The organism is Dongia sp., assembly GCF_041910485.1.
In the GTDB taxonomy this organism is placed as follows: Bacteria; Pseudomonadota; Alphaproteobacteria; order Dongiales; family Dongiaceae; genus Dongia.
Map to the genome: position 1 here is coordinate 87081 of NZ_JAYRQR010000013.1, position 25960 is coordinate 113040.

The following is a 25960-nucleotide window of genomic DNA, read 5'->3' on the forward strand; positions in this document are numbered from 1 at the left end:
ACGCGCCCGTTACGTGAAGCGCACCAGGCAGGCCGGGATATCGGTCGGCGCGTCGCACAATTGATCGGCGCCGGCCGCCCGAAGTTCCGCCGCATCGCCGAAGCCGTAAAGCACGCCGATGTTGCGCAGGCCGTTCTTGCGCGCACCAATGATGTCGTGCTCACGGTCGCCGATCATGATGGCGCGCGCCGGATCGACTTGGTGGAGCGCCAGTAGATGGGCGATGACCTCCGCCTTGTCGGAGCGTGTCCCGTCGAGCTCGGCGCCTTCCACGGCGATGAAATAGCGATCGAGTCCGAAATGCGCGACGATGGGCCGGGCGAAATGATGCGCTTTCGACGTGGCGACGAAGAGGCGGATGCCCGTCTCCGCAAGGCCGGCCAAAACATCGTCGATCCCCGCAAAAAGCTCGTTCTCGAACAAGCCGCCGGCGCCGTAGCGCTCGCGGTAATGTGCGACGCCCTCGGCCGCCTTCTCAGCACCCAGCAGCTTCTCGAAACTGCGCTGGATCGGCGGCCCGATGCACCAGGTGAGATCGTCCGCCGGATCGTGCTCGACGCCCATCGCCTTCAGCGCATAACGGATCGAGCCGGTGATCCCGACCCGGGGATCGGTCAGCGTACCGTCGAGATCGAAAAGGACCGTGTCGAAGGCCGCCATTAGCGGAAGAGAAGTGCTGCGGTGAGGACGGCGATGATGAGCCACAGCCACCAGCTCGATCCCTGCCGGTTGATGACGCGCAAGGCTTCCGGGTCGAGTTTCAGGCCGCCGTCGGCGAGATGGCTCACCAGCCGGTCGACATTCTTGAGGACGCCCGGTCCACGCTCGATCACGTCGAAGAAATCGGCCACACCCTGCTCGATGCGTGCGCGGGGACCGCGGTTCTCGATCATCCATTCCTCGATCAGCGGGCGCGCGAGGGTCCAGATGTTGAGCGTCGGGTTCAATTGGCGCGAGACGCCTTCCGCCATCAGCATGTTCTTCTGGAGGAGCAGCAATTGCGGCTGCACTTCCATGTCGAACGTCTCGGCGATGGCGAATAGCTGGCCGAGCATCCGGGCGAAGCTGATCTCATGCAACGGCCGGCCCTGGATTGGCTCGCCGATCGAGCGCAAGGCCAGTGCGAACTCGTCGATCGGTTGGCTTTGCGGCAGGTAGCCGGCCTCGATATGCATCTTGGCGACGCGCATATAGTCGCGTTCCAGGAAGCCCAGCAGCATGTCGGCCAGATAAAAGCGGGTCTTCTTTTCCAGCCGGCCCATGATGCCGAAATCGACCACCTGGATGGCGCCGTCATAGCCCACGGTCATGTTGCCGGGGTGCTGGTCGCCGTGGAAATAGCCGTCGCGGAAGGCCTGGTTGAAGAAGATGTTGGCGGCCTTGGTCAGCACGTCGTCGACGTCGAGGCCAGCGGCACGCATGGCCGGCCCGTCATCCATCGGGATGCCGGTCATGCGTTCCTGGGTCATCACGCGCTTGGCGGTGCGGGCCCAATCGATGGTGGGGACGCGATAGGTCGGGTCGCCTTCGAAATTGTCACGCAGCTCCGAAGCGGAGGCGGCTTCGAGCCTGAGATCCATTTCGATCCGCACGGTGGCGGCGAAGGTGCGCACGACTTCGACCGGCTTCAGACGGCGCAGCTTGGGCTGCGTGCGTTCGATGATCTCGGCGATCCACAGCAGCAATTCGATATCGGCCTGGAACGCGTCCTCGATGCCGGGGCGCAGCACTTTGACGGCGACGGGGCGGCCGTCGGGCGCTTCCAGCTCTGGCGTCGTGACGGCGAAATGCACCTGGCTGATCGAGGCGGCCGAGACCGGCTCGTCGTCGAAGCTTGCAAAGAGTTCCGAGAGCGGTGCCCCCAGTTCCTGCTCGATGCGCGATTTGGCGGCGAAGGAGGAGAAAGCCGGCAATTGGTCCTGCAGTTTCGCAAGGTCCGCCGCCACCTGTTCGCCGAGAAGGTCGGAGCGGGTGGAAAGAACCTGGCCCAATTTGATGAAGGCCGGGCCGAGCTCAGCGAGGGCCGCCGCGAGCCGTTCGCCCGGGCGCTTGCCGTCGACCTCGCGCCCGAGAAAGACGCGGGCCGCAAAGAGGAGGACGGGGGTAAGGCCCGCATTCGAGAGGGCGGCCTCGAAGGGTGTCAGGGCGCCGTGCCGCGCGAAAACGCGGGCGATGGCGAAGAGGCGATAGATCGAGCGGAGCGAGCGGATCATCTCAGACGCGCCACCCCGAATGGATGGCAGCGATACCGCCCGTGAGGTTGCGGTAGCTGACATTCTGGAAGCCGGCCTTCGCCATCATGCCGGCGAGATTGTCCTGGGTCGGAAACTTGCGGATCGATTCGACCAGATATTGATAGGAATCACGGTCCTTCGCCACGATCTCGCCCAGCCAGGGCAGCACCTTGAAGGAATAGACGTCATAGAGCTTGGCCAAGGCCGGCAGGGCGACATGGCTGAATTCGAGGCACAGGAACCGGCCACCCGGGCGCAGCACCCGGTAAGCTTCCTCAAGCGCCCGCTGCTGGCGCCCGACATTGCGGAGCCCGAAGGCGATCGTATAGCTGTCGAACTTCATGTCCTCGAAGGGGAGATCCTCGGCATTGCCGCTGACCCAATCGAGGCCGGTGAGGATGCCCTTGTCGATCGCGCGGTCGCGGCCGACTTCCAGCATGGCGGGGGTCAGGTCGCAGACCGTCACATGGGCGCTGGGTTGACGCTCCCGAATGCGGAAGGCGATATCGCCGGTGCCGCCTGCGACATCGAGGCTGTTCCAGCCGGCACGTGGGTTGAGCCAGTCCAGCATCGCCGCTTTCCAGATGCGGTGAATGCCCCCCGACATCAGATCGTTCATCAGATCGTATTTGCCGGCGACCGAGGAAAAGACGCCCTGCACCAGATGTGCCTTTTCGCCCGCCGCCACTTGGCGGAAGCCGAACCAAGTGGTGTCGGTACCGTTATTGTCAGGGTCGCGCGGGGTCTCGATAGGCATCTGGGCTGCTTGGATCTTTGCTGTTCGGCCGGGACTTTAGCCTTTAGGGCGCGGGGATGCCAGCCTTGTAAGATCAATAACTTGACGCCTTCCCTGCGGCCCTTTACCGCTTATCCCATGCCTGAATTACCCGAAGTCGAGACTGTTTGCCGGGGCCTTGCCCTGAAGCTCCTGGGGCGGCGGCTGACCGCCGTCGAGCAGCGCCGCCCGAACCTGCGCTTTCCGTTCCCGGAAAAGTTCGCCGCCCGCCTTACCGGCCGGCGCATCGAGGCCATCCGGCGGCGCGCCAAATATATCGTGATCGAGCTCGACGACGGGAACATCCTCCTCGTCCATCTCGGCATGTCCGGGTCGATGGTGGTCAATGAAAAGCGCCCGTCGCTCCTCGACCGCCACGACCATGTCGTCTTCGACATCGACAACGGCACCTGCGTGCGCTTCAACGATGCGCGCCGCTTCGGCCTCATGGATCTGGTGGCGGCGGACGAGTTGGAGAATCACAAGCTCATCCGCAGCCTCGGCCTCGAACCGCTCTCCGACGCATTCGACGGGCCGGCGCTCGCCGCCATGCTGAAGGGCCGCAAGACCTCGGTGAAGCTTGCCATCATGGACCAGCGCCTGGTGGTGGGGGTGGGGAACATCTATGCCTCGGAGGCCCTGTTCCGTGCCGGCATCAGCCCCAAGCGCCGCGCCGGCACGATAAGCGGCGAACGCGCGGTGAAACTCGCCGCCGCAATCAAGAAGGTCCTCAAGGAAGCCATCAAGGCCGGCGGTTCCTCCTTGCGCGATTATGTCCAGGCGAATGGCGAGCTCGGTTATTTCCAGCACCGCTGGAAGGTCTATGACCGCGAGGGCGAAAAATGCCCAACCTGCGGCGGACCGGTGAAGCGTATCACCCAGGGCGGCCGGTCGACCTTCTATTGCCCGGTGGATCAGAAATAGCGCCGCCAGGCGCCGGACTTTCGTGACACATCCGCGTCACTCCCGTGACGCCCCCATGAAATCATTCGCAGATTCCGCGTCCGGCCAACCCCGTCATCATTCTGCAATCGCTTCGTCGCTATTCACCGGCGCAATGAATGCCACTGAATGAATGCCACCGGCCGATTCGTGAAGCGAGCGACATGAACGCGATGTCCCAGATGACGAGTGAAAGCGCGCGCTACCGGGCGATCTTCATATCCGACGTGCATCTCGGCACGCGCGGCTGCAAAGCGCACTATCTGCTCGACTTCCTGCGGGCGAACGAAGCCGATTACATCTACCTCATCGGCGATGTCATCGATTGCTGGCGCCTCTCCAAGGGCTGGTTCTGGCCGCAGAGCCACAATGACGTCGTGCAGAAGCTGCTCCGGAAGGCGCGCAAGGGCACGCAGGTCATCTATGTGCCCGGCAATCACGACGAACCCTTGCGCGACTATGACGACCATGCCTTCGGCGACGTCATGGTGATGAACGAGGCGGTGCACGAAACCGCCGACGGCAAGCGGCTGCTCATCATTCACGGCGACGCCTTCGACGGCATCGTGCGCTACGCGCCCTGGCTCGCCAAGCTCGGCGATTCCGCCTACACGCTGGCACTCACGCTCAATCACTGGTTCAACCGGGCGCGGGTGGCCTTCGGCTATCCCTACTGGTCGCTGTCCGCCTGGCTCAAGTCGCGGGTCAAGGACGCGGTCAAGTTCATCGCCGATTTCGAACATACCGTGGCGGCCGAAGCGCAGCGCCGCGGCTTCGACGGCGTGGTGTGCGGCCACATTCACCAGGCGGCACTCAAGGAAATCGACGGCATTATCTATGCCAATGATGGCGATTGGGTTGAAAGCTGCACCGCCCTGGTCGAACATCGCGACGGGCGCCTGGAGATCATCGAATGGGCCAGCCAACGGCAACTCTCCATGCTGACGTCGCGGAGCGACACACCTTCCGCGACACCGACCGCGAGCGCGCCGGCGGAATGACAGCCTCACTCAACATCGCCATCGTCACCGACGCCTGGGCGCCGCAGACGAATGGTGTCGTGCGCACGATCGGTCGCACGATGGATGAACTGATTGCAGCCGGGCACCGGCCGACGATCATCTCGCCGCAATCCTTCCGCTCGCTGCCCTGTCCGACCTATCCTGAGATCCGCCTTTCGCTCTTTCCCTACCGGCGGCTGGCGGCGCGCCTCGATGCCTTGCAGCCCAACGCCATCCATATCGCCACCGAAGGTCCGCTGGGCCTTGCCGCGCGGCGCTATTGCCTGCGGCGCGGGCTGCCCTTCACCACCGCCTACCACACGCGCTTTCCCGAATATATCGCCGCCCGTTTCGGCCTGCCGCTGCGCTGGTCCTATGCGTGGCTCCGGCGCTTTCACGCCGCGGCACAGGCGACGATGGTCGCCACCCCCTCGATCGAGGCCGATCTCAAGGCGCGCGGTTTTCTGCATATCAAGCGCTGGTCGCGCGGGGTCGATACGCGGCTCTTCCGGCCGCGCCTTCTCGCCAACGCGGCGCCGCCGCTCGCGGACCTGCCGCGCCCGATCCATCTTTATGTCGGTCGCCTCGCCATCGAGAAGAATATCGAGGCGTTCCTGGCACTCGATCTTCCCGGCAGCAAGGTCGTAATCGGGGATGGGCCGCTGCATCAGGATCTCAAATCCCGTTTCCCGGCCGCCAGGTTCCTGGGCCAGAAGGTGGGTGAGGATCTGGCCGAGCTTTACGCCGCGGCCGACGTCTTTGTGTTCCCCAGCCTTACCGACACGTTCGGTCTCGTGATCCTCGAAGCGTTGGCGTCCGGTGTGCCGGTCGCGGCCTTTCCGGTCGCAGGACCAAAGGACATTCTGCAGGAAGGTATCTCAGGGGCACTCGACCGTGACCTCGGTGCCGCCATCGCCCGCGCCATCAAGATACCGCGCAGCCAATGCCGGCAGGCGGCCGAGCGCTTTTCCTGGCGCGCGGCCACGGAACAATTCCTCTCCAATTTGGTGCTGATCCCCGTCCGTCTCTTTACCTGAGACGGCATCGTCACAGCGACAGGACTTGCCGCGTATAGCGGGCGATCATCCATTCCTCGTCCGTCGGCACCATCAGCAGCCGCGGTCCGCCTGCCGTCGCGCTGAAATCCGTTTCCCGCGCCGCATTGGCGACCGGGTCGAGGTTGACGCCGAGCCAAGCGCAGGCACGGGCGATGCGGGCGCGGATATCGGCACCGTTCTCGCCAATGCCGGCCGTGAACACCAACGCGTCGATGCCACCGAGGACGGCCGCCAGGGCGCCGATCTCCTTGGCGATGCGATAGACGAAATGGTCGAGCGCCAGCCGCGCTTGCGCCGCGTCGCTTGCCTCCAGCACGCGCACATCGTTGCTGATGCCGGAGAGCCCCTTGAGGCCGCATTGGTGGTAGAGGAAGGTTTCGATCGCGGCCGCGTCCATGCCCTTCTCGCGCATCAGGTAAAGGACGATGCCGGGATCGATGGCGCCGGGCCGCGTTCCCATCGGAATCCCGTCCAGGGCCGTGAAGCTCATGGTGGAATCGACGCTGCGTCCGTCCTTCATGGCGCAGAGCGAACAGCCATTGCCGAGATGCGCGACGATCACGCGCCCTTTGGCGATGGCCGGCGCCACCTCATTCAGCTTTTCGGCGATGAAGGCATAGGAAATGCCGTGAAAGCCATAGCGCCTGACACCCTCGCGATAGAGGGCGTCGGGAATGGCGAAACGGTCGGCCAGTTCCGAATGGCCGCGATGGAAGGCGGTATCGAAGCAGGCGACCTGCGGCATCGCTGGCTGGCGCTGCCGCCAGGCCAGGATGGGTGCCAGGTTCTTTGGCTGGTGGAGCGGCGCCAGGGGGGTCAGCGCCTCGATCCGCGCCAGCACGGAATCGTCGATGCGGGCGGCGGTGCTGAAATCCGGTCCGCCATGCACCACACGGTGGCCGATGGCACTGACCGGGCCGCCTATCACATCCTTTGCCTCGGCGCTCAGCAGCCAGTCGCCGATGATGGCCTCGCCCGCCTCGACGCTCGGCGCCGCGGCCTGGGTCAGCTTGTCGTCGCGCAGGATCTTCCCCGCGCCGTCACGGATGACGAGGCGCGGCGCGTTGCCGATCCCCTCCAGGAGGCCGCTGACGCGCCGCAGCAGCGCCTCAGGCCCGGTGGCGAATGCCTGGAACTTGATGCTGGACGAGCCGGCGTTGATGGCGAGGATGCTGTTGCTCATGATGCAGCGATCCTAGGCCAGTTCCGGGCGCGGCTGACAAGGGCCAGCGGGCGCCCGCAAGACAGGCCAGCCCCCATTACCTGTCGCCCCGCCACCGGTCCCGGCCCTATCCGATCCCGACACCCATCGGCTAGGATGCGGCCCATGCGAATCACGACCCTTCCCGACCTCGCCAACTGGCGCAAAACTTGGCCCCACGCCGAAGCGGCGGACAAGGTCCTGGCGGCACTCCAGGCTGCCGGGGGCGAGGGGCGCTTCGTCGGTGGCTGCGTGCGCGACGCGCTCCTCGAGCGCGACATCCGCGATATCGACATTGCCACCAACCTGGAACCCGAGGCTGTTCTGGCGGCCCTCGCCAAGGCGAACCTTCGTGCCGTGCCGACGGGAATCAAGCACGGCACGATCACGGCCATTGCCGACCATGTGGGTTTCGAAGTGACGACGCTGCGCCACGATCTTGAAACCGATGGCCGTCATGCGACCGTCGCCTTCACCGATGACTGGCAGCAGGACGCGGCGCGGCGCGATCTCACCATGAACGCGCTCTTTTGCGATGCCGGCGGCAACATCCACGATTATTTCGGCGGCCTCACTGACCTCAAAGAGGGCCGCGTCCGTTTCGTCGGCGATCCGGCGCAGCGCATGGACGAGGATTACCTCCGCATCCTGCGCTTCTTCCGCTTCCACGCGGACTATGCCGTGGGCGCGTTCGACGAGGCTGCGATCCTCGCAGCCACCCAGCGCCGGCATGAATTGAAGCGCCTCTCCGGCGAAAGGTTGCGCCAGGAAACATTGAAGCTCTTCACCGCCCGGCGCGGTGTCGATGTCTGGGGCGAAATGCTGGGGCTCGACTTCGCCGTCGCCTATTTGCCCTGGGCGACGTCCCAGGACAGGCTGGTCAAGGTCGCAGCGCTGGAGACCCGGCTGAAATTGCGGCCCGATGCCATTCGGCGCCTGACCGCCCTGGCACTCACCGGCAGCGGTGCCGAGATTGCCGAGACATTGAAACTCTCTAACGCCGATCGCGACCGCTTGCTAGCGGGCAGCGAGGCCCGCCCCGACTTCGATCCTTCCGGCGATCAGGCGATCCGCCGCCAGATCTATGCGCTCGGCAATGACCGGGCCCGGGACCGCATCCTGCTCGATTGGCAGCCGGGCGAAAACGAAGGTGCCTGGCACCGCGCTTTCGAGATTGTCGAAAGCTGGCCGCGCCCGACTTTTCCCCTGGCCGGTCGCGATCTCATCAAGCTCGGCCTCAAGGCCGGCCCGGAACTGGGCACCCGGCTGGCCGAGATTGAAGCCTGGTGGATCGACGGGGATTTCAGAGCCGATGCCGCCCAGTGCCTGGCCGAAGCGAAGAAACGGCTGGGCTAGCTACGCCTCGACCAAATCCAGCAACTCGCCCTTGGGGTCGAGGAGGGCCGCCACTGCCTTGCCGCCATAGCCGCAGCCGCCGTCCAGCGTCATGGTGAAGGCGCTCATCGCTGGGCCGCCATGATGCCGGTCGAAGCCGCGCACGACTTTGAGGAACTGGCCGTAAGGGTGGTCGAGATTGGCAAAGGCACCGCTGCCCCACCACAGGCTGTCGCCCTGGGCCGACAGCGGCCGTTCCGGGTCGAGCCCGGCATGGACGAAAAGAAGCCCCAGATCGTCGGTATAGGCGGCGCGGCGGATGGCCGACATCAGGGCGGCATGGCCGGGCCTTGCCTGCTGGGCGGCGCGCAGCGAATTGGTCCAGCGCGTGATGGCAAGAGCCCCCTCGCGGCAATGGATGATGCCCTCGGCCGGGTCGCCGCCATAGGCGGTGATGCTGGGGCCGACACCTTGCTGCAGCAGCCAGGGCAGAACCTCGCGCGGGTTCGGCGCGAATTGCAGCTGCAGCAGCTTGATCCACATTTCTTCCTGCTGGCCGCGCAGATAGACGATGTCGCTGGGGAACATGAAACGCCGCGCCAGGATCTGGCGGCGAAAGGTGATCATTTCATCAAGCGTGCCGGCAACGTCGGGGCCGCGCCCCATGAAGCCGCCCAGATAGACCAGGCGGTCGACCGGCTCGAACTGTTCCGCGATATAGGCATGAAGGGCCCTGAGGCGCGGCATGTCGCCGTGGATAGGAGAGATCGCCCAGATGCGCCCCGGCTTCTTCAGAACGGCGAATTTCTCTTTTTCCTGCATCTGCTCTGATCGTTGTGCGACGGGTTTCGCGACTCGGGGCGCGTCGGCAGATCATAGCATGTGCGACAAAACGATGACGCCCCGGCCGAGATGGCCGGGGCGTCGTCTCTGGGCCGATTGTGGTCGGCTTCAGTTCACAACGGTGTGCTCGATGTTGAAGCCGGCATTCTGCAGGTCCTGCAGCGATCCCCAGCCCTGATTGTGGACGCCGTCGAGCTCGACCGTGCTGGTGCCGAAAGTGATCAGCACGTCGCCATCGGCGCTGGTGCCGACACCGACATTCGGCGAACCGTTGCCATAGGGGTCCAAGAGGTCTAGCGCGTCCTGCAGCGGATCGAAATCGGTGATGATGTCGTGGCCGTTCACCACGTCGACCTGCCAGTGGAAGGTATCGGCACCCGAACCGCCGGTGACGACGTCGTTGTAATTGCCGGCACCCGCATGGATGTGGTCATTGCCCGCGCCGCCGTCGATGATGTTGGCGCCGGTGCCGCCGAACAGGTAATCGTCACCATCTTCGCCGTAAATCTTGTCGTCGCCGGCACCACCCCAGATATTGTCGTTGCCGTCGCCGCCCTTGATCATGTTGGCGTCGCTGCTGCCGTCGATATCGTCGTCGAAGTCGGAGCCGATCAGATCCTCGATGGCGCTCACCTGATCGCTGCCGCCGAAGGTGCTGCCGTCCATCGCGACATAGACGGCATGGGTCGATGTCGAATAGTCGACGGTGTCGTGACCGTATCCGCCGAACATTTTGTCATAGCCTTCGCCGCCGACGAAGTAATCGTCGCCATTGCCGCCGAACATGGTGTCGTTGCCGTCGCCGCCGAAGAGCTTGTCGTTGCCTTCGCCGCCATCCAGCTGGTCATTGCCGGTGCCGCCATCCAGAAGATCGTTGCCGCCCAGGCCATTCAGCGTGTCGTTGCCGCCATTGCCGTAGATGGCGTTGGCGTGGGATTCACCATCGAGCACATTCGAGCCGTCGCTGCCTTGGGTCGTGCTGTAATAGACTTGGCGATAGGTCTGTCCATAGATGAGCGCGCTGTCGAGCGTGTTGAGGTTCATCAGGCGCTTGGTCGGATCTTCAAGCATGGGTCGGCCCTCGGGCTACAGGTTGCTGCGGGATCGCATTGACCGGTAGTCGAGAGGGCGGGGTCGGCGGTTCGCCTGCTTTGGCCCAACTGTGACCTGGCTCACCGTCCATTTGCGGGAAAGGGCGGAAACGCTGGGTTTCTTGGAAGGGGAGCGATGCGGCCGGCAAGGAGACAACTGGGCCGCTGGCTGAGAACACCCCCGACGGATGGACCGGAAGGGGATCCGGGGACCATCCGTCGTTAGCGGTCGATGCCGCTCGGGGAGCCTCTCTGAGGAGAGAGCTGGTGGGTGGAGGGGGGGCCTTTTAGGCCGCCTTCATCACCTGATGCAGTCGTTCGGTCGCGGCCTGCTCGTCCATGCCTTCGATGGCGGCAAGTTCGCGGACCAGGCGGTCAAGGGCCGCCTGATAGATCTGGCGTTCGCTGTAGGATTGATCCGGCTGGTCGGCATTGCGATGCAGATCGCGCACGACTTCCGCGATCGAGACCGGATCGCCCGAATTGATCTTGGCTTCATATTCCTGGGCGCGGCGCGACCACATGGCGCGCTTCACGCGCGAACGGCCCTTCAGCGTCTGCAGTGCGGTCTCCATGACCTTCTTGCTGGACAGCTTACGGAGGCCCGAATTCTTCGCCTTGGCGACGGGAACGCGCAGGGTCATGCGGTCCTTGTCGAACAGAATGATGATGACCTGCAGAGCGTGGCCGGAAATCTCCTGGCTCTCGATGCCCATGACCTTGCCGACGCCGTGGGTCGGGTAGACGACGAAGTCGCCCTTCTTGAAGCCCAGATCCTTGTCCTTGGCGGCTACCGTCTTCTTCACAGCTTTCTCGACCACAATCATCTCCATTTCATCCGATCACATATCGCAATCACATCCGGTTCGCCGCTTTGGCCCCCTCATCGGACCCGCGCTGGATCCGGTCAGGAGCCACGACATTTGGGGGCGCGAAGTCCGCCCGTTTCACCGAAACAGGCCCTTCACCAGGACAACGACCTCATTGCCGAGGGAGTTGCTCCACCCAACGCCGCCTCGCCGCTGCGCAGTACCTATCAACATCCCGGCACTGCCACCGGCTTATCCCCAACGGGTCCTTCTGATGAGACCCGGAACTGTCACAAACCTGATTCAAAGCCGCAGCAAACCTGTCCCGGTTCCTTACAGATTCCGAGTCTGGTTTGTTGTTAACTTTTAGGCTTGGGCGGAGCTGAAAAGATTAATCTTTCCAATGGATTCCGCCCCAACGACCTTCCCAAGTTTTATAGCAAAAATCGGGCTCGAATTCAAGGAAAGGCAGTTATGCGCAGGGCGCAGTGACATTAACCACCGGGTGTAGCGCAAAGGCTCAGGTGGGGCGCAAAATGTGGAATCGCAAGCGCGACATAGCGTCGCGCTAGGATCAAATACTTAGAAACATAAAGTGAATATCAGGCTTTGCCCGGATTCGGGTCGAAATGTTTGGCAAATTTGTCCGCGACGCCCTTCCACTCGTCGGCGTCGGCGGGGGACTCGCCCTTGCGGGTGATGTTCGGCCAAGTCTGGGCGTATTGCCGGTTCATCTCCAGCCACTTTTCCGCCTCCGGCTCGGAATCCGGCAGGATGGCGTCAGCCGGGCATTCCGGCTCGCAGACGCCGCAATCGATGCATTCGTCCGGGTGGATCACCAACGTGTTGGCGCCGACATAGAAGCAATCGACCGGGCAGACTTCGACACAGTCCATGTATTTGCACTTGATGCATGCCTCGGTAACGACATAGGCCATGGCGACTGCTCCTGATGGCGTAAATGTTTCTTTCGCTTTCCGGGCTAGCTACCACAGGGGCCCGCGCGGGTGCAACTGGGCCAGCCCGCGCATGTGGCCCGTAGGGTCTTTAATCCTCATCTTCCTCACCCATCAGCTGGTCGATGGCGCGCCGCTCCCGCTTGGTGGGCCGCCCGCTGCCGGGCTCCCGCAGCGGCGGCTGTCCCCCTTGCACCTCCTCCGGTCGCTTCTCGCGCGGGAGTGGGGGCGACAGATCCTCATAAAGGGTCTGCGCCTCGGGTGCCGGGCCCCGCCTTGACCCCGGCGCCAGGACCTTGATGACGCGGATATGCGGTCCCAGCGGGAAGGTCAGCATGTCGCCCTCCTTCACCTGCTGGTGCGCCTTCGAAATGAGCTGCCCGTTGAGCCGCAGCTTGCCGCTGGCGGCAAGCGTCGTCGCCAGCGACCGGCTCTTGAGAAAGCGGGCGAACCACAGCCATTTGTCGAGGCGCTGGGTCTCGCTCATGAAGCGTCCGGTTTGGATGGCGCAGCGGGTCGGTGGCGTCGGCGGCGACGCTTGGCGGGACGGGGGGCCGCTTCCTTGGCGATGAGGCGGTCGTGGAGGCCCGCCAAGGCGGCAAAGGGCGAATCCGGATCGATCTTGGGCTCCTGGCGGGGCATTTTCGGCAGGGTGTTCGGCTTGCCCCGCTTGGGCCGCGACGGTGCCCGGACGCCGCCCGGCAGGGTGGCGCGAATGCCCAGCTGCCGCATGGTCTGGCCCAGTTCCTCGGGGCTCAAATTGAACTTCGCCGCATTGGCGTCATCGGCCGAGAGGGTCTTGGCATGGGCCGCTTCGCGCAAGGTGAGCGCCAGGCGTTCCAACTCGCCGAATGCATAGGCCTTCCCCGCCACCACGCGCTTGCCGCCCGCCATCTGCCAGGCCTCAAGGCCGCCCGCATCGAGCCGGGCCGGATCGGGCTTTCCTTCGGTATCGAGCGCCAGCCGGTACCACAGCGCCGCGAGCAGACCCAGAAGCCGCCGCTGCCGCTTGTCGTCGAGCCGCCCCATCCAGATGGTGACCGCGCCGATGCGGACGCCGAGGGAAGCGAGCGCCTTGCGGTCCGTGGCGGTGAGAGCTGCAAGCTGCGTGCGCACGCCTTCCCGGTTGAGGGCACCCAAACCCTCGCCCAGCTGATAGACGAGACCGCGCGCGGCGGGTTCGAGCTTGGCACCCTGTGCCAGGAAGACCGGGCGCAGGCGGTGGCGCAGCAACCGGTCCAGCCAATGGCGCAGGCGCTGTTCGATCGCCTGCCGCTGGCGCCCGTCGATGAGGTCGATGGGTTTCAATTCGATCATCGGGCGCAGCGGCTGGTCGCCGCGCACCAGGCGCGCAAGAGCATTGTCGCGCCAGGTGATGGCGCCCAGCGCATCCAGCTTGAAATCGCCGTCGGGCGAGGCGATGAGGTCGGTGACGCGCTGGCGCATCGCCGGTCCCAGCACGCGCCGCGCGGCGGCGAGCAGCGGCCGGGCTTCTTCGGCATTCGCGTCGACGGCGGGGAAGAAGTCGAGACCTTTGAGAAGGCCCACCTCGTGCCCCTCGACCGTAACGCTGCCATCTTCGCCGAAGACGGCATCGAGCTTCTGCCCCTCGCTCATGCGGCGATGAAGGGCCGCATGGCGGCGGTCGACGAAGCGTTGCGTGAGCGCCTCATGCAGCGCGTCGGAAAGCTTGTCTTCGATCTCCTGCGCGCGCGCCTGCCAATGCGGCGCGTCGGTGAGCCATTCACTGCGTTGGGCGATATAGGACCAGGTGCGGATATGGGCGATGCGCTGCGTCAGATGATCGATATCGCCGTCGATGCGGTCGAGGCGTTGCATCTGGTCGGCGATCCAATCCGTGGGCAGGCGCCCGATCGCCAAGCCGCCGGTCGCAAGATGCCTGAATATCTGCCCCAGCAGCCGCAGATGCGCATCCGTCATCAACTTTCTGAAATCGGGGATCTGGCAGACTTCCCACAGCAAGGCGACGCGGCCCTTGCCCTGAGCCAGCGCCCGGATTTCCTCATCGCGCGCCAGTGCCGCAAGCGATTGATGGTCGATCGCCTCCTGCTGCCGCACGAGGCCCGGATGCGGCGGCCGCGCATCGAGGCTTTTGAGCAAGCCGTCGATGCTGCGGAAATCAAGCTCGGCATTGCGCCACATCAGAAAATGGATCGGGTCGACGCGGTGATTCTCGACCGCCTCGATGAGGTCCGGGTCCATCGGCCCCACATCGGCCGTGGTGCCGAAGGTGCCGTCGGTCATGTGCCGCCCGGCGCGGCCCGCGATCTGCCCGATCTCGGCGCGGGAAAGGGCGCGCAAGGAACGGCCGTCGAATTTCTTCAGGGCGGCAAAGGCGACATGGCCTACATTCATATTGAGGCCCATGCCGATGGCATCCGTTGCCACCAGATAATCGACCTCGCCCGCCTGATAGAGATCGACCTGGGCATTGCGGGTGCGGGGGCTGAGCGCTCCCATGACGATGGCAGTGCCGCCGCGCTGGCGGCGGATGAGATCGGCGATGGCATAGACGTCGGCCGCCGAGAAAGCGACCACGGCCGAGCGCGGCGGCAGGCGCGTGATCTTCTTGGTGCCGGCATAGGAAAGGGTCGAGAAGCGCGGTCGGTTGACGATCTCGATCCCCGGCACCAGCAGCTTGACCCAGGGCATGGCCGCGTCCGATCCCATGAACATGGTCTCGTCCATGCCCCGCGCCCGGATCAGCCGGTCGGTGAAGATATGCCCGCGCTCGGTATCCGCCGCCAATTGGATTTCATCGACGGCGATGAAGGCGACGGGCCGGTCGAGCGGCATGGATTCGACCGTGCAGAAGAAATAGCGGGCGCCCCGCGGCACGATCTTTTCCTCGCCGGTCACCAGGGCACAGGCCTCGACGCCGACCGACTTCACCGCTTTGTCGTAATTCTCGCGCGCCAGCAGCCGCAACGGAAAGCCGATCATGCCCGACCGGTGCCCCAGCAGCCGTTCCATGGCCATATAGGTCTTCCCGGTATTGGTGGGCCCTAGAACCGCCGTCAGTCTTTGCGCGCTCATGATGACACCAGAATTGGCCAGGGACGGACCGGATTGCAAGGTTAACGATTGCCCCTTCATTGACCTGTGGCCGGATCGGTCTTAGATAGGCCCCATGATGAAGCTTTCCGCCCAGCGCGATATGAACAACCGCTCCATTCCGCTCCACGATGCGGAGGGATTCGAGGGCATGCGCCGCGCCGGGCGCCTGGCTGCCGAAACCTTGGATTTCATCGGTCCCCATGTCCGGCCGGGCATCAGCACGGCAGCGCTCGACAAATTGTGCGAAACCTTTATGCGCGATCATGGCGGCGTGCCGGCGACGATCGGCTATAAGGGCTATCAACACGCCAGCTGCATCTCGGTGAACCATGTCGTGACCCACGGCATTCCTTCCGACAAAAAAGTGCTGACTGACGGCGATATCCTCAATATCGACGTGACCCCCTTGGTCGATGGCTGGCACGGCGATTCCAGCCGCATGTACATCGCGGGTGAAGCCAGTGTGAAGGCGCGGCGCCTCTGCGACGTCACCTACCAGTCGCTGATGGCGGGCATTGCCGTCGTGAAGCCCGGCAACACGCTGGGCGATGTCGGCAATGCCATCGAGACGCTGGCGCGAAAGAACCGCTTCTCGGTGGTCGAGGATTTCTGCGGCCACGGCGTGGGCCGCGTTTTCCACGACGCCCCGCAGGTGCTTCATTACGGCAAGCCCGGTACCGGCGTGGTGCTGGAGCCCGGCATGATCTTCACCATCGAACCGATGCTCAATGCCGGCAAGGCCGACGTGAAGATCCTCGGCGACGGCTGGACCACGGTGACACGCGATCAGTCGCTCTCCGCGCAGTTCGAACATTCGGTCGGCGTGACCGAGACCGGCGTCGAGATCTTCACGCTGTCGCCGAAAGACATCTACTGGCAGCTCGCGGCCTAGACCCGTCACCTAGCACTCCTCCACCCTGTCGGCGCATGCCGACATCCGTCGGGAGGCCCTCCCCCTGAAGGGAGAGGGGGATGAGAGCAGAGTGCGCACCAACGTCACAGCAAGCTGGGTCAGATTCCCTCTCCCTTCAGGGGGAGGGTTAGGGTGGGGGTGCGAGCGAAGACTTAGACCCGCTTGAACCTGAAGTAATGCGGCACGCGGCCTTGGCGGATGGCCTTCTGCTCATAGCGCGTGGGCGGCCAGTCAGCGGGGCGGATGGCCCAATCGGTTTCTTTCTCAGCGAGCCATTTGAAGGCCTTGTGGCGCGTGGTGTGGGCCAGCGACCAGCCGATATAGACTGGGTCGTCGCTGCCCACCCGGAACTCCCCACCGGGTTTCAGCAGGCCAGCGACGATATCGAGGTTGGCCTGGTTGACGAAGCGGCGGTTGGCATGCCGCGCCTTGTGCCAGGGGTCGGGGAACAGCAGGAAAATCTTGTCGAAGGACTGAAGCTTCAACGCGGGCAGCAGGTCGCGCACGTCTTCCGGATAGATGCGGACATTGTCGAGCTTATCGGCATCGATATGCGACAGCGCCGAGGCGATTCCATTGAGGAAGATCTCGCAGCCGATCAAACCGACATCGCGGTTTTCCTTAGCCTGCCAGGCGAGATGCTCGCCGCCGCCGAAGCCGATCTCCAGCCAATATTCCGTCTTCGGCGCATCGAAGAGCGCGGCGGGGTCGATCGTCTCGTTCGGGCGCACGCTCACGGTGATGGAGGGCAGCAGCGTCTCCATCAGGCGTTTGCGGTTCTCCCGCAAGGGCCTCCCCTGGCGGCGGCCATAAAAGTTTCGCCGCGGCCCCGTTTCTTCCGGAGCCGCGGCGTTTTTGTCGGTCATCGACCTGGGTCTCGCGTGGTTACGCCATCGCTGCCTGGAGCTTGGCGACGAGGTCGAGCTTCTCCCACGAGAAGCCGCCATCGGCATCCGGCTCGCGGCCGAAATGGCCGTAGGACGAGGTGCGGGCATAGATCGGCTTGTTGAGGCCGAGATGCTGGCGGATGCCGCGTGGCGAGAGGTCCATCACCGCGTCAATGGCGCGCACCAACTTCTCTTCGTCGACGGTGCCGGTGCCATAGGTGTTCACATAGAGCGAGAGCGGCTTCGATACGCCGATCGCATAGGCGACCTGGATCACGCACTTATCCGCATAACCCGCCGCGACGACGTTCTTCGCCAGATAGCGCGCGGCATAGGCGGCCGAACGGTCGACCTTGGTCGGGTCCTTGCCGCTGAAGGCGCCGCCGCCATGCGGCGAGGCACCGCCGTAAGTGTCGACGATGATCTTGCGGCCCGTGAGGCCCGCATCGCCATCCGGACCGCCGATCACAAACTTGCCGGTCGGATTGACGTAGAATTCCTCTTCCTTCGGGAACCAGCCCTTGGGCAGGACCTTCTCGACATAGGGGCGGACGAGCTCGCGCACTTGGCGTTGGTCCAAATCCTCGGTGTGCTGGGTCGAGACGACGACCGAGGTCGCCTTCACTGGCTTGCCGTTTTCGTAATGCAGCGTCACCTGGCTCTTGGCGTCGGGGCCGAAGCCCTTCACCTTGCCGCTGTGGCGGTCTTCAGCCATCAGCTTCAGGATCTGATGCGAATATTGCAGGGGGGCCGGCATCAGTTCCGGCGTTTCCTTGCAGGCATAGCCGAACATGATGCCCTGGTCGCCGGCACCTTCATCCTTGTTGCCCGCGGCATCGACGCCCTGGGCGATGTCGGCCGATTGCGAATGGACGTAGCAATCGATCGAGGCGTTCTTCCAGTGGAAGCCTTCCTGCTCGTAGCCGATTTCCTTGATGGCGCGGCGGGCGGTTTCGATCAGCTTGTCATGGGTGATCGACGAGGGGCCGCGCACTTCGCCAGCGAGGACCACCTTGTTGGTCGTGGCGAGCGTTTCGCAGGCGACGCGCGCGTCCGGCTGGGCGGCGAGATAGAGGTCGACGATGCTGTCGGAGATGCGATCGCAGACCTTGTCCGGATGGCCTTCAGACACGCTTTCGCTGGTGAAAAGATAGGAGGATTTCGACACGAGGCTATTCCCGAGAAAGATAAAGGTTCGACAAGTTCACATGCTGCGGGAGGGGGCGCTTTTGCTGTTGGTCCGTCTCCCTAGGGGAGGCTAAGCGGGGAGCAAGCCCCTGAGTCGAACAGCAAAAATCCCGGCCGCGGTGCGGCCGGGATCATGGTTGAGCGGGATTCGGCGGTCAAGCGGGTTTTAGTCGCCCCAAAAGGGCCTGTTCTACCCGGGTTGGCCATCAAATCCGCTGAAATGGGGGAGGGTTTCAGTCCTCGTCCGCCAGCGACGATTTCGCCAGGGACTTGGTCAACTCGAAGATCCGCTTGCGGACCGATGCCTGCGGGATCTTGTAATAGGCCCGAACCAGTTCCAGCGTCTCGCGCTTGGCCATCGGATCGGGTTCGTAATCGACCGGCGCCGGGGTGGCGACACCCATCAGCTTCGAGGGGCTCTTCTCCTGGACCGCATTGGGCATGTCCTCGAAGAAGTAGGAGATCGGCACGTCGAGGACGCGGCCAAGATCGAAGAGGCGCGAGGAGCCGACACGGTTGGCGCCGCGCTCATACTTCTGCACCTGCTGGAAGGTCAGGCCGATCGCCTCGCCCAGCTTCTCCTGGCTCATTCCCAGCAGAGTACGGCGCAGACGAATGCGTTGCCCGACATGCACGTCGATTGGGTTGGGGAACCCTTTGCTCGCCATGCGGCCGGACGATTTGCGGCCCTTGGATCCGTTCCCTTGCTTGGTCGATTTCGCCATTTCTCTCACTCTCCTTGCAGCCCCAACAGCCACAGTATTTCAGCCAATGCTCTTTTGCAGAGCTGTTGCTGCTTGTTGCAGCTTGTTTCCACCAGCGCGATCCGTCAGGTGACCGTGTGAGTTCTGGCCGAATTAACTGTGGTTCGCGCAACGTCCCGTCATGCTGACGCTTTCCTCTTGTCATACCGAGGAAGTCGGGTCAATCGGTTCATCCGCATGCGCGCGCATGTGCGGACGTATGTCTCAACCAACGGAAGAACTAGTGCTTCATCTTACGCAGAACGGCGGCGTGCCACTATAGGAATGAGAGCAATCGCAACGAGCAAAAGCGGAATCCATATGCCATTCGATGCAAAGATTGTCGGCTGTTCTTGCGCCTTCGGCAATGCCACATCGATCACGGCACTTTCGCCCAGTTTCGTCTCAACTTCGATGCGACCGTAAGCGTCGATCACGCCGGAAATGCCCGTATTTGCTGCACGAACAAGAGGAATGCCTTCCTCGACCGCGCGGAATCGCGCCGATGTGAAGTGTTGATAGGGGCCCGGTGAATTGCCGAACCAACCATCGTTCGTAATGTTGACCAACCAGTCGGGTCGTTGCGTTTCATCAACAACGGCGCCGGGAAAGATCACTTCGTAGCAAATCGACGGACCGATACTCGGCGCACCGGGTACCGCGATCGTGGTAGGTCCGGGCGCTGCCGAGAAATCCATCGAGCCCGGCGTCAACTTGCTGATGAACGGAAAGAGCGAGCGCATCGGCACATACTCCCCGAGGGGTACGAGATGCGCCTTGTCGGCGCTGGCCGATACCTCGCCATTCGGGGTGATCACCACCAGCGAATTCCAGATCTGGGATAGCTCGCCGATGCTGGGCGCACCGCGAATTGTCCCTGCAATAAGTGCGCCTTTTGCCGGCACGATGGATGCGATGATCTGTCGCAGTTCCGGTTGCCGGTCCAGCAGGAAGGGAATGGCCGATTCGGGCCAGATAACGTGCGTGACCTTCTCCAATCCCGGCGTTTCGCGGGTCAGGCGCATATGCTTTTCGAAATGCTGCGCCGAGAAACCACCTTTTAGTTTCTCGATCTGGCTGACATTGGCCTGCACGATGCGCAGCGTGACGCCGGGGACATGTTCGCCGCTGTCGCCGGCCAGGCGCCAGGCGCCACCGGCAAAGAGGAGGACAAGCGCCAGTGCCGCGCCGACGGTTCCGAAGACGGCCGCTCGCTGCTTCGCACCGGCCAGCGGGGGGGTAGCCAGGGCCGCCGGCAGCGTGAAGATGGCGACGGTGAGAAGGCTCAGGCCCCAGCTGCCCCACAGGGCCGCCGATTGCATCATGGCGGGCGAGACGTCCCAGACATAGGCGGCGAGGTTCCAGGCATAGCCGGTCAATACATGGCTGCGCAGCCATTCGGTGACGAGCCAAAGACCGGCAAACGCGACGATACGGCCAGGCGACAGATCGCCCTTGCGCCAGGCGAGCGCACCTGCGAGGGCCGGATAGAGGGCAAGGTACGCGGCGAGCCCCGCAATCACCGGCGGCATCATCCAGCCGAAGCGGACGATGTCGAGCAGGAAGGAATTGGCGATCCAGAAATTGCCGGCGGCGAAATGGCCGAAGGACCAGAACCAGGCGATGTTGAAGGCCATGCGCCGTGTCGGTGCCGATTGGATCAGCCAATAGAGGCCGATCAGCGAAACGGCGAAGACGGGAACGGCATGGACCGGTGCAAAGCCCAGCGCCGACAGAGCGCCGAGCAGAACCGCGAAGCCGCGGCGGCGCCAGCCCGCCAGCGCCTCAACACGGGCGTAAAGCCGCGCCATCATCTGCATGGGGCTTAATCCTTCGTCGCCGGTTCCGGCTTTTTCGCGGGGTCTGGCACGTTGCGCACGCGCAGGCGCTTGATGCGCCGGGGGTCGGCATCCAACACCTCGAAGGTGATGCCGGAAGGGTGCGTCACCAACTCGCCGCGCAAGGGCACGCGGTCGGTCAGCGACATGACGAGACCACCCAGCGTATCGATATCCGCCTCGCGCTCCTCGTCGGTGAGGACCGGGCCGACTTTCTCCTCGAAGGTCTCGATCGTCGTGCGGGCATCGGCCAGCAAGGTGCCGTCGGGGCGGCTCACCAGATGCGGCCCCTTCACCACGTCATGCTCGTCCTCGATCTCGCCGATGATCTCCTCGACCAGATCCTCGATGGTGACCAGGCCGTCGATGCCGCCATATTCGTCGACCACCAGCGCCATATGGGCGCGGCCGTGGCGCATCTGCAGCAGCAGATCGAGAACCGGGATCGAGGGCGAGATGAACATCGGCTCGCGCAGAATCTTCTTCAGCTGGAATTTGTCCGGGTCGGTGAAGAAACCCAGTATGTCCTTGGCGTGCACGATGCCGACGATATCGTCGAGATCCTCGCGGTAGATGGGCAGGCGCGAATGGCCGAACTCGCGCACCATCTGGATGATGCCTTTAAGCTCGATATCCTCCGGCGCCGCCTTGATGTCGGCGCGCGGCACCATGACGTCGTAGGCGGTGAGGTCGCCGAGCTTCAGGACGTTGAGCAGCAGGGAGGATTCGTTGGAATCGAGCGGCGCCTCGCCATCGTCGCCGGCTTCGGATTCCTCGATCAATTCCTCGATGGCGTCGCGCAGTGCGTTTTCGCTGGTGGCCTTCCTGCGGAACAGGCGCATCAGGCCCTTGAACCCCAGGCGCGGTTTGCCCGATTCCTCGGCCGCGCCGCTTCTAGACGGAATGTCGCTCATAACCTTTCCAGACTCATCTCATTGATAGGGATCCGGCAGGCCGAGGGCCCCCAGGATCTCGCGTTCCAACTTTTCCATGACCGACGCTTGGCGCGCCTTCTCATGATCGAAACCCAGCAAATGTAGCACACCATGCACCACCAGGTGGCAAGTGTGCTGGGACAGGGTCTTGCCCTGTTCCTTCGCTTCGCGCCGGATGGTGCCCAGGCCCAGGACGACATCGCCCAGGGCCCAGGGATAGCTCGGCGGGACGCCCTTCGGCGGCAGCCCGCCATCGAGTGCTGCAAAGGACAGAACATTGGTCGGCTTGTCCTTGCCCCGGTAATCCCGGTTGAGATGGTGGACGCCCCGGTCGTTCGCAAGGATCAGGCCCAGTTCGATTTTTCCGGCCTCGCGCAGCCGCTTGCGCGGCAGCGACGGGGCGGAAAGGGCGGCCTTGAGCGCGGCGCGGGTGGCCTTCCGGGCCATCTTCGCCACGTCGGGCAGGGCCTTCTCCCAGCCTTTGTCCGCGATCTCGATGGCGATCTTGATGGTGGGAGCGGTGGTCGTCACCCTTTGCCGGCCGCTTTCTTGTCGCGGGCGTCATAGGCGCCGACGATGCGGGCCACCAGCGGATGGCGCACCACGTCGACTTCCGAAAAGCGCGCGACGCCGATCCCCTGGATGCCCTCGACCGCTTCAAGCGCGTCCTTGAGGCCCGATTTCGTGCCGCTCGGCAGATCGATCTGGCTGAGATCGCCGGTGATCGCCATGCGCGAGCCCTGACCCAAGCGGGTCAGAAACATCTTCATCTGCATCGGCGTCGTGTTCTGCGCTTCGTCGAGGATGACGAAGGAATGGGCGAGCGTCCGCCCGCGCATGAAGGCCAAGGGCGCCACCTCGATCTCGCCCGATGTCATGCGTTTCACCACCTGATCGCCCGGCAGCATGTCGTTCAGCGCGTCATAGAGCGGGCGCAGGTACGGATCGACCTTCTCGCGCATGTCGCCGGGCAGGAAGCCCAGCTTCTCGCCCGCTTCGACCGCGGGGCGGGAGAGGATGATGCGGTCGACGGCACCCTTGGTCAGCATGGCGACGGCGACGGCCACCGCCAGATAGGTCTTGCCGGTACCCGCCGGCCCTAAGCCGAAGACCAATTCATGCTCGTGCAGCATGCGCATGTATTTGCCCTGCATCGCCGAGCGCGGCGTGATGTGGCGCCGCGCCGTGCGGATGGCGAGGCCCTCCTTGCCGCCGGCGCTGCCGTCGAAGAGGTTGGGCTCCAGCCCGTCATCCTCGCGTGCCAGGCGCAAAGCCGCGTCGACCTCGCCCTGGTCCACCTCCAGCCCGCGCTTCAGGCGCTGGTAGAGGCCGGTCACCACCTGTCTGGCTGTCGCCACCGCATTTTCGGGGCCGGATATGGCGAGCTGGTTGCCGCGCGGCACCATCGAGACGCCGAGCTCCTGCTCGATCCGGGCGAGGTTCTGGTCGTGCTGGCCAAAGAGCTGCGGCAGCAGGCGATTGTCCTCGAATTGCAGATGAATGGGTGTGGCGATCGGGGCGAGGGGGGTGGCACTCACGCGATGGCTCTCTCCGGTTGGACTTCGGCGGCAGGCCCTGCCGCAAGGCGACCGCCCAGGGTGAAATGCCCCAGGTCGGTGATGGTCACGTCGGCAACCCTGCCGATGAGATGGTCGGGTGCATCGACATGCACGGCTTGAAGATAAGGCGACTTGCCGACGAGCTGGCCCTGGTCGCGCCCACGCTTCTCCAGGAGGACCGGCACGGTCAGCCCCAAGGTGGCGCGGTTGAAAGCGACGAGCTGCTGTTCGAGCAGCGCCTGCGCGCGTTTGAGGCGCGCATTCATCACATCCTGCGGCACCTGCGCCGCCATGATGGCCGCCGGTGTTCCGGGGCGCGGGCTGTAATTAAAGGAGAAGCTCTGCGCGAAGGTGACATCTTCGATGAGCTTCATCGTCGCCTCGAACTCGGCCTCCGTCTCGCCGGGGAAACCGATGATGAAGTCCGAGGAGAGGGCGATATCCGGCCGCGCGGTCTTGAGCTTGTCGATGAGGCGCCGGTAATCGTCGGCGGTGTGCTGGCGGTTCATCTCAGAGAGGATCCGGTCCGACCCCGATTGCACGGGGAGATGCAGGAACGGCATCAGGGCGGGGAGATCGCCATGCGCCGCGATGAGATCATCATCCATGTCGCGGGGGTGCGAGGTCGTATAGCGCAGACGCAGAATCTCCGGCACCTTCTCGGCAAGATGCCGGCAGAGCCGCGCGAGGTTCCAGCTCGATCCGTCCGGCCCTTCGCCGTGATAGGCGTTGACGTTCTGCCCCAGCAGCGTGAGTTCGCGCGCACCCAGCGCTGCAAGGCGCTTGGCTTCCGCCACCACCTGCGCGACGGGGCGCGAGAATTCGGCGCCGCGCGTATAGGGGACGACACAGAAGGTGCAGAACTTGTCGCAGCCTTCCTGGATGGCGAGGAAGGCCGAGATGCCCGGGGCTTCGCTCGCCTGCGGCAGATGGTCGAATTTCGATTCCGCCGGGAACTCGGTGTCGAGAACGCCCGCACCCTTATGCTTGCGCAGGCTGTTGGCGCCGCGACGCTGATCGCGCGCCCGCGTCGCCCGCGCCACCATTTCCGGCAGGCGGTGATAGGTCTGCGGCCCCAGCACGATGTCGATCTCGGGCATGCGGCGCATGATCTCCTCGCCCTCGGCCTGGGCGACACAGCCGGCGACGGCGATGATCATATCGTCACCCTCCGCCTGCCGCCGCGCCTGTTCCAGGCGCAGCCGCCCGATCTCGCTGAAGGTCTTTTCCGAGGCCTTCTCGCGGATATGGCAGGTGTTGAGGATGACCATGTCGGCATCGGCCGGATCGTCGGTCGGGCCATAGCCCAAAGGCGCCAGGACGTCGGCCATGCGGGCCGAGTCATAAACGTTCATCTGGCAGCCATAGGTTCGGATGAAGAGCTTCTTAGCCAAGGCGGATTCCGGTCCTCATAAGTCGCGGGCCGTGGCTTAAGCGGGTGAAAACACGCCGATCTGCTCGATTCATAAAATAAAGGATACCACGCCCAAGGGGCGGGGTGTACCTCATTCCGAGCCGTCTCGCAAATGTCACTATCCGATTGAAAACAATGTGAAATAAAGCCTGATTGCGAGGTCGGGACAGCGCCGTTAATGTGCCGGCCATCATGACAGAGCAAATCCCCTATCTCACCCCCGACACCATCGACGCCAAGCTGGATTACAAAAGCCTGGTGGATGCCCTCCGCGACGCCTTTGCCGGCGATTGGACGGTCCCCGTCCGCCACCATCACGGCATTCCCATGCCGGGCGAGGAGGACCAGACCCTTCTCCTGATGCCCGCCTGGGACGCCGGAAAATCCGTTGGTATCAAGATCGTCACCATCACGCCGGGAAATGGCGGGCGCAACCTCCCCGCCGTGCAGGGGATCTATCTGCTGCTCGACGGCCTCACTGGCGCGCCCAAGGCATTGATGGACGGCAAGTGCCTGACCGTCCGCCGCACGGCCGCCGCCTCGGCGCTCGCCGCTTCCTATGCCGCGCGCAAGGATGCCGCCGTGCACCTCATGGTCGGTGCCGGTGCCCTGTCGCGTCCGCTCATCGAAGCCCACCGCGCCGTGCGGCCCATCACGAAGTCGCTGCTCTGGGCGCGCGATTTCGGGAAAGCCCAGGCGGCGGTCGCCGACATGACCAAGGCCGGGATTGAGGTCGAAGCGGTGAAGGACCTCGAAGCCGCCGTACGCCAGGCCGATATCGTCAGCACCGGCACATTGTCGCGCGAGGCTTTGGTGAAGGGCGCCTGGCTCAAGACCGGCACGCATCTCGACCTCGTCGGCGCCTTCCTCCCCGACATGCGCGAAAGCGATGACGAGGCCGTGCGCAAATCGACCGTCTTCGTCGACACGCGCGAAGGGGCCTTGAAGGAAGCGGGCGATATCGTCCAGGCGATCAAATCCGGCGCCTTGACCGAAGGCCGCATCGCCGCCGACCTCTTCGACCTCGCCCGCGGCAAGCACAAGGGTCGTGCGTCGGCTGACGAGATCACGCTCTTCAAATCCGTCGGCACCGCGATCGAAGATCTGGCGGCCGCGCGGTTGTTGATGGACCGGGTCTGAGGCACCCCACCCCCACCCCG

General features: G+C 64.1%; 24 protein-coding genes. 6 read left to right on the forward strand and 18 right to left on the reverse strand.

The window, feature by feature from the left end:
- Positions 1-9: 9 nt before the first annotated feature.
- Genes ACE3PP_RS03585 through ubiE form a run of 3 tightly spaced genes read right to left on the reverse strand, consistent with a single transcriptional unit; the run spans position 10 to position 2991 of the window.
- Entirely contained in the window at positions 10-660 is a 651-nt protein-coding gene (locus tag ACE3PP_RS03585; RefSeq protein WP_374378017.1) for an HAD family hydrolase, read from the reverse strand.
- Positions 660-2213 (reverse strand): 2-polyprenylphenol 6-hydroxylase, encoded by a 1554-nt coding sequence (gene ubiB, locus ACE3PP_RS03590; protein WP_374378019.1) that lies wholly within the window; start codon positions 2211-2213, stop codon positions 660-662. The genes ACE3PP_RS03585 and ubiB overlap by 1 nt, the downstream gene beginning before the upstream one ends.
- 1 nt (position 2214) lies before the next feature.
- Positions 2215-2991, reverse strand: coding sequence for a bifunctional demethylmenaquinone methyltransferase/2-methoxy-6-polyprenyl-1,4-benzoquinol methylase UbiE (gene ubiE, locus ACE3PP_RS03595; protein ID WP_374378021.1), 777 nt, complete (start codon positions 2989-2991; stop codon positions 2215-2217).
- A gap of 117 nt (positions 2992-3108) precedes the next feature.
- Between ubiE and mutM the strand changes: the two genes are divergently transcribed.
- The 3 genes from mutM (at position 3109) to ACE3PP_RS03610 (ending at position 5989) form a co-directional block, all read left to right on the forward strand.
- Complete coding sequence (gene mutM, locus ACE3PP_RS03600) at positions 3109-3933, forward strand: bifunctional DNA-formamidopyrimidine glycosylase/DNA-(apurinic or apyrimidinic site) lyase (protein ID WP_374378023.1); 825 nt, start codon at positions 3109-3111, stop codon at positions 3931-3933.
- Positions 3934-4133: 200 nt separating this feature from the next.
- Positions 4134-4952 carry a UDP-2,3-diacylglucosamine diphosphatase gene (locus tag ACE3PP_RS03605; RefSeq protein ID WP_374378026.1) on the forward strand — a complete coding sequence of 273 codons (819 nt, stop codon included), beginning with the start codon at positions 4134-4136 and terminating at the stop codon, positions 4950-4952.
- On the forward strand, positions 4949-5989 hold the full coding sequence (locus ACE3PP_RS03610) for a glycosyltransferase family 4 protein (RefSeq protein WP_374378345.1): 1041 nt from the start codon (positions 4949-4951) through the stop codon (positions 5987-5989). Before ACE3PP_RS03605 ends, ACE3PP_RS03610 begins: the two co-directional genes overlap by 4 nt.
- A 10-nt stretch (positions 5990-5999) precedes the next feature.
- Here the strand turns inward: ACE3PP_RS03610 and ACE3PP_RS03615 are convergent, their stop codons facing one another.
- Positions 6000-7193, reverse strand: a complete 1194-nt coding sequence (locus tag ACE3PP_RS03615) for an acetate/propionate family kinase (RefSeq protein WP_374378028.1) — start codon at positions 7191-7193, stop codon at positions 6000-6002.
- A gap of 144 nt (positions 7194-7337) precedes the next feature.
- Between ACE3PP_RS03615 and ACE3PP_RS03620 the strand changes: the two genes are divergently transcribed.
- Positions 7338-8567 carry a CCA tRNA nucleotidyltransferase gene (locus ACE3PP_RS03620; RefSeq protein WP_374378030.1) on the forward strand — a complete coding sequence of 410 codons (1230 nt, stop codon included), beginning with the start codon at positions 7338-7340 and terminating at the stop codon, positions 8565-8567.
- Here ACE3PP_RS03620 and ACE3PP_RS03625 read toward each other — a convergent pair whose 3' ends face one another.
- From ACE3PP_RS03625 to ACE3PP_RS03650, 6 genes are all read right to left on the reverse strand, one after another.
- Positions 8568-9368, reverse strand: coding sequence for a hypothetical protein (locus tag ACE3PP_RS03625; protein WP_374378032.1), 801 nt, complete (start codon positions 9366-9368; stop codon positions 8568-8570). It abuts the gene before it with no gap.
- Positions 9369-9497: 129 nt separating this feature from the next.
- On the reverse strand, positions 9498-10460 hold the full coding sequence (locus tag ACE3PP_RS03630) for a calcium-binding protein (protein WP_374378034.1): 963 nt from the start codon (positions 10458-10460) through the stop codon (positions 9498-9500).
- 307 nt (positions 10461-10767) lie between these two features.
- Complete coding sequence (locus ACE3PP_RS03635) at positions 10768-11307, reverse strand: CarD family transcriptional regulator (RefSeq protein ID WP_374378347.1); 540 nt, start codon at positions 11305-11307, stop codon at positions 10768-10770.
- A gap of 584 nt (positions 11308-11891) precedes the next feature.
- Complete coding sequence (gene fdxA, locus ACE3PP_RS03640) at positions 11892-12227, reverse strand: ferredoxin FdxA (protein WP_374378035.1); 336 nt, start codon at positions 12225-12227, stop codon at positions 11892-11894.
- 109 nt (positions 12228-12336) lie between these two features.
- The gene (locus ACE3PP_RS03645) at positions 12337-12732 is read right to left on the reverse strand and encodes an RNA-binding S4 domain-containing protein (protein WP_374378036.1); all 396 of its coding nucleotides are present in this window, start codon (positions 12730-12732) and stop codon (positions 12337-12339) included.
- Positions 12729-15302, reverse strand: coding sequence for a helicase-related protein (locus ACE3PP_RS03650; protein WP_374378037.1), 2574 nt, complete (start codon positions 15300-15302; stop codon positions 12729-12731). The genes ACE3PP_RS03645 and ACE3PP_RS03650 overlap by 4 nt, the downstream gene beginning before the upstream one ends.
- 94 nt (positions 15303-15396) lie before the next feature.
- On the opposite strand from ACE3PP_RS03650, the gene map reads away from it, so the two are divergent.
- Positions 15397-16215, forward strand: a complete 819-nt coding sequence (gene map / locus ACE3PP_RS03655; RefSeq protein WP_374378039.1) for a type I methionyl aminopeptidase — start codon at positions 15397-15399, stop codon at positions 16213-16215.
- 173 nt (positions 16216-16388) lie between these two features.
- Here map and ACE3PP_RS03660 read toward each other — a convergent pair whose 3' ends face one another.
- The 8 genes from ACE3PP_RS03660 to miaB form a co-directional block, all read right to left on the reverse strand.
- Positions 16389-17102: a tRNA (guanosine(46)-N(7))-methyltransferase TrmB gene (locus ACE3PP_RS03660; protein ID WP_374378041.1), complete on the reverse strand. Its 714-nt coding sequence runs from the start codon at positions 17100-17102 to the stop codon at positions 16389-16391.
- Positions 17103-17121: 19 nt separating this feature from the next.
- On the reverse strand, positions 17122-18291 hold the full coding sequence (metK, locus tag ACE3PP_RS03665; RefSeq protein WP_374378043.1) for a methionine adenosyltransferase: 1170 nt from the start codon (positions 18289-18291) through the stop codon (positions 17122-17124).
- Between the two features lie 253 nt (positions 18292-18544).
- The gene (locus tag ACE3PP_RS03670; protein ID WP_374378045.1) at positions 18545-19036 is read right to left on the reverse strand and encodes a helix-turn-helix domain-containing protein; all 492 of its coding nucleotides are present in this window, start codon (positions 19034-19036) and stop codon (positions 18545-18547) included.
- A gap of 272 nt (positions 19037-19308) precedes the next feature.
- Positions 19309-20874, reverse strand: coding sequence for an apolipoprotein N-acyltransferase (lnt, locus tag ACE3PP_RS03675; protein ID WP_374378047.1), 1566 nt, complete (start codon positions 20872-20874; stop codon positions 19309-19311).
- A 5-nt stretch (positions 20875-20879) separates the two neighbouring features.
- Positions 20880-21806, reverse strand: a complete 927-nt coding sequence (locus tag ACE3PP_RS03680; RefSeq protein WP_374378048.1) for a hemolysin family protein — start codon at positions 21804-21806, stop codon at positions 20880-20882.
- 18 nt (positions 21807-21824) lie between these two features.
- Positions 21825-22358, reverse strand: coding sequence for an rRNA maturation RNase YbeY (gene ybeY, locus ACE3PP_RS03685; protein ID WP_374378050.1), 534 nt, complete (start codon positions 22356-22358; stop codon positions 21825-21827).
- Positions 22355-23365 (reverse strand): PhoH family protein, encoded by a 1011-nt coding sequence (locus ACE3PP_RS03690; protein ID WP_374378052.1) that lies wholly within the window; start codon positions 23363-23365, stop codon positions 22355-22357. The genes ybeY and ACE3PP_RS03690 overlap by 4 nt, the downstream gene beginning before the upstream one ends.
- A complete protein-coding gene (gene miaB, locus ACE3PP_RS03695; RefSeq protein WP_374378054.1) occupies positions 23362-24780 on the reverse strand; it encodes a tRNA (N6-isopentenyl adenosine(37)-C2)-methylthiotransferase MiaB in 1419 nt (472 codons plus the stop codon). Before miaB ends, ACE3PP_RS03690 begins: the two co-directional genes overlap by 4 nt.
- Positions 24781-24992: 212 nt before the next feature.
- Between miaB and ACE3PP_RS03700 the strand changes: the two genes are divergently transcribed.
- Positions 24993-25940: an ornithine cyclodeaminase family protein gene (locus ACE3PP_RS03700; RefSeq protein WP_374378056.1), complete on the forward strand. Its 948-nt coding sequence runs from the start codon at positions 24993-24995 to the stop codon at positions 25938-25940.
- Positions 25941-25960: the final 20 nt, after the last annotated feature.

Bases quoted from the DNA above. Each gene is read 5' to 3' on its own strand.
- ACE3PP_RS03585 (WP_374378017.1), bottom strand. From the start codon at position 660: ATGGCGGCCTTCGACACGGTCCTTTTCGATCTCGACGGTACGCTGACC.
- ubiB (WP_374378019.1), bottom strand. From the start codon at position 2,213: ATGATCCGCTCGCTCCGCTCGATCTATCGCCTCTTCGCCATCGCCCGC.
- ubiE (WP_374378021.1), bottom strand. From the start codon at position 2,991: ATGCCTATCGAGACCCCGCGCGACCCTGACAATAACGGTACCGACACC.
- mutM (WP_374378023.1), top strand. From the start codon at position 3,109: ATGCCTGAATTACCCGAAGTCGAGACTGTTTGCCGGGGCCTTGCCCTG.
- ACE3PP_RS03605 (WP_374378026.1), top strand. From the start codon at position 4,134: ATGACGAGTGAAAGCGCGCGCTACCGGGCGATCTTCATATCCGACGTG.
- ACE3PP_RS03610 (WP_374378345.1), top strand. From the start codon at position 4,949: ATGACAGCCTCACTCAACATCGCCATCGTCACCGACGCCTGGGCGCCG.
- ACE3PP_RS03615 (WP_374378028.1), bottom strand. From the start codon at position 7,193: ATGAGCAACAGCATCCTCGCCATCAACGCCGGCTCGTCCAGCATCAAG.
- ACE3PP_RS03620 (WP_374378030.1), top strand. From the start codon at position 7,338: ATGCGAATCACGACCCTTCCCGACCTCGCCAACTGGCGCAAAACTTGG.
- ACE3PP_RS03625 (WP_374378032.1), bottom strand. From the start codon at position 9,368: ATGCAGGAAAAAGAGAAATTCGCCGTTCTGAAGAAGCCGGGGCGCATC.
- ACE3PP_RS03630 (WP_374378034.1), bottom strand. From the start codon at position 10,460: ATGCTTGAAGATCCGACCAAGCGCCTGATGAACCTCAACACGCTCGAC.
- ACE3PP_RS03635 (WP_374378347.1), bottom strand. From the start codon at position 11,307: ATGATTGTGGTCGAGAAAGCTGTGAAGAAGACGGTAGCCGCCAAGGAC.
- fdxA (WP_374378035.1), bottom strand. From the start codon at position 12,227: ATGGCCTATGTCGTTACCGAGGCATGCATCAAGTGCAAATACATGGAC.
- ACE3PP_RS03645 (WP_374378036.1), bottom strand. From the start codon at position 12,732: ATGAGCGAGACCCAGCGCCTCGACAAATGGCTGTGGTTCGCCCGCTTT.
- ACE3PP_RS03650 (WP_374378037.1), bottom strand. From the start codon at position 15,302: ATGAGCGCGCAAAGACTGACGGCGGTTCTAGGGCCCACCAATACCGGG.
- map (WP_374378039.1), top strand. From the start codon at position 15,397: ATGATGAAGCTTTCCGCCCAGCGCGATATGAACAACCGCTCCATTCCG.
- ACE3PP_RS03660 (WP_374378041.1), bottom strand. From the start codon at position 17,102: ATGACCGACAAAAACGCCGCGGCTCCGGAAGAAACGGGGCCGCGGCGA.
- ACE3PP_RS03670 (WP_374378045.1), bottom strand. From the start codon at position 19,036: ATGGCGAAATCGACCAAGCAAGGGAACGGATCCAAGGGCCGCAAATCG.
- lnt (WP_374378047.1), bottom strand. From the start codon at position 20,874: ATGCAGATGATGGCGCGGCTTTACGCCCGTGTTGAGGCGCTGGCGGGC.
- ACE3PP_RS03680 (WP_374378048.1), bottom strand. From the start codon at position 21,806: ATGAGCGACATTCCGTCTAGAAGCGGCGCGGCCGAGGAATCGGGCAAA.
- ACE3PP_RS03700 (WP_374378056.1), top strand. From the start codon at position 24,993: ATGACAGAGCAAATCCCCTATCTCACCCCCGACACCATCGACGCCAAG.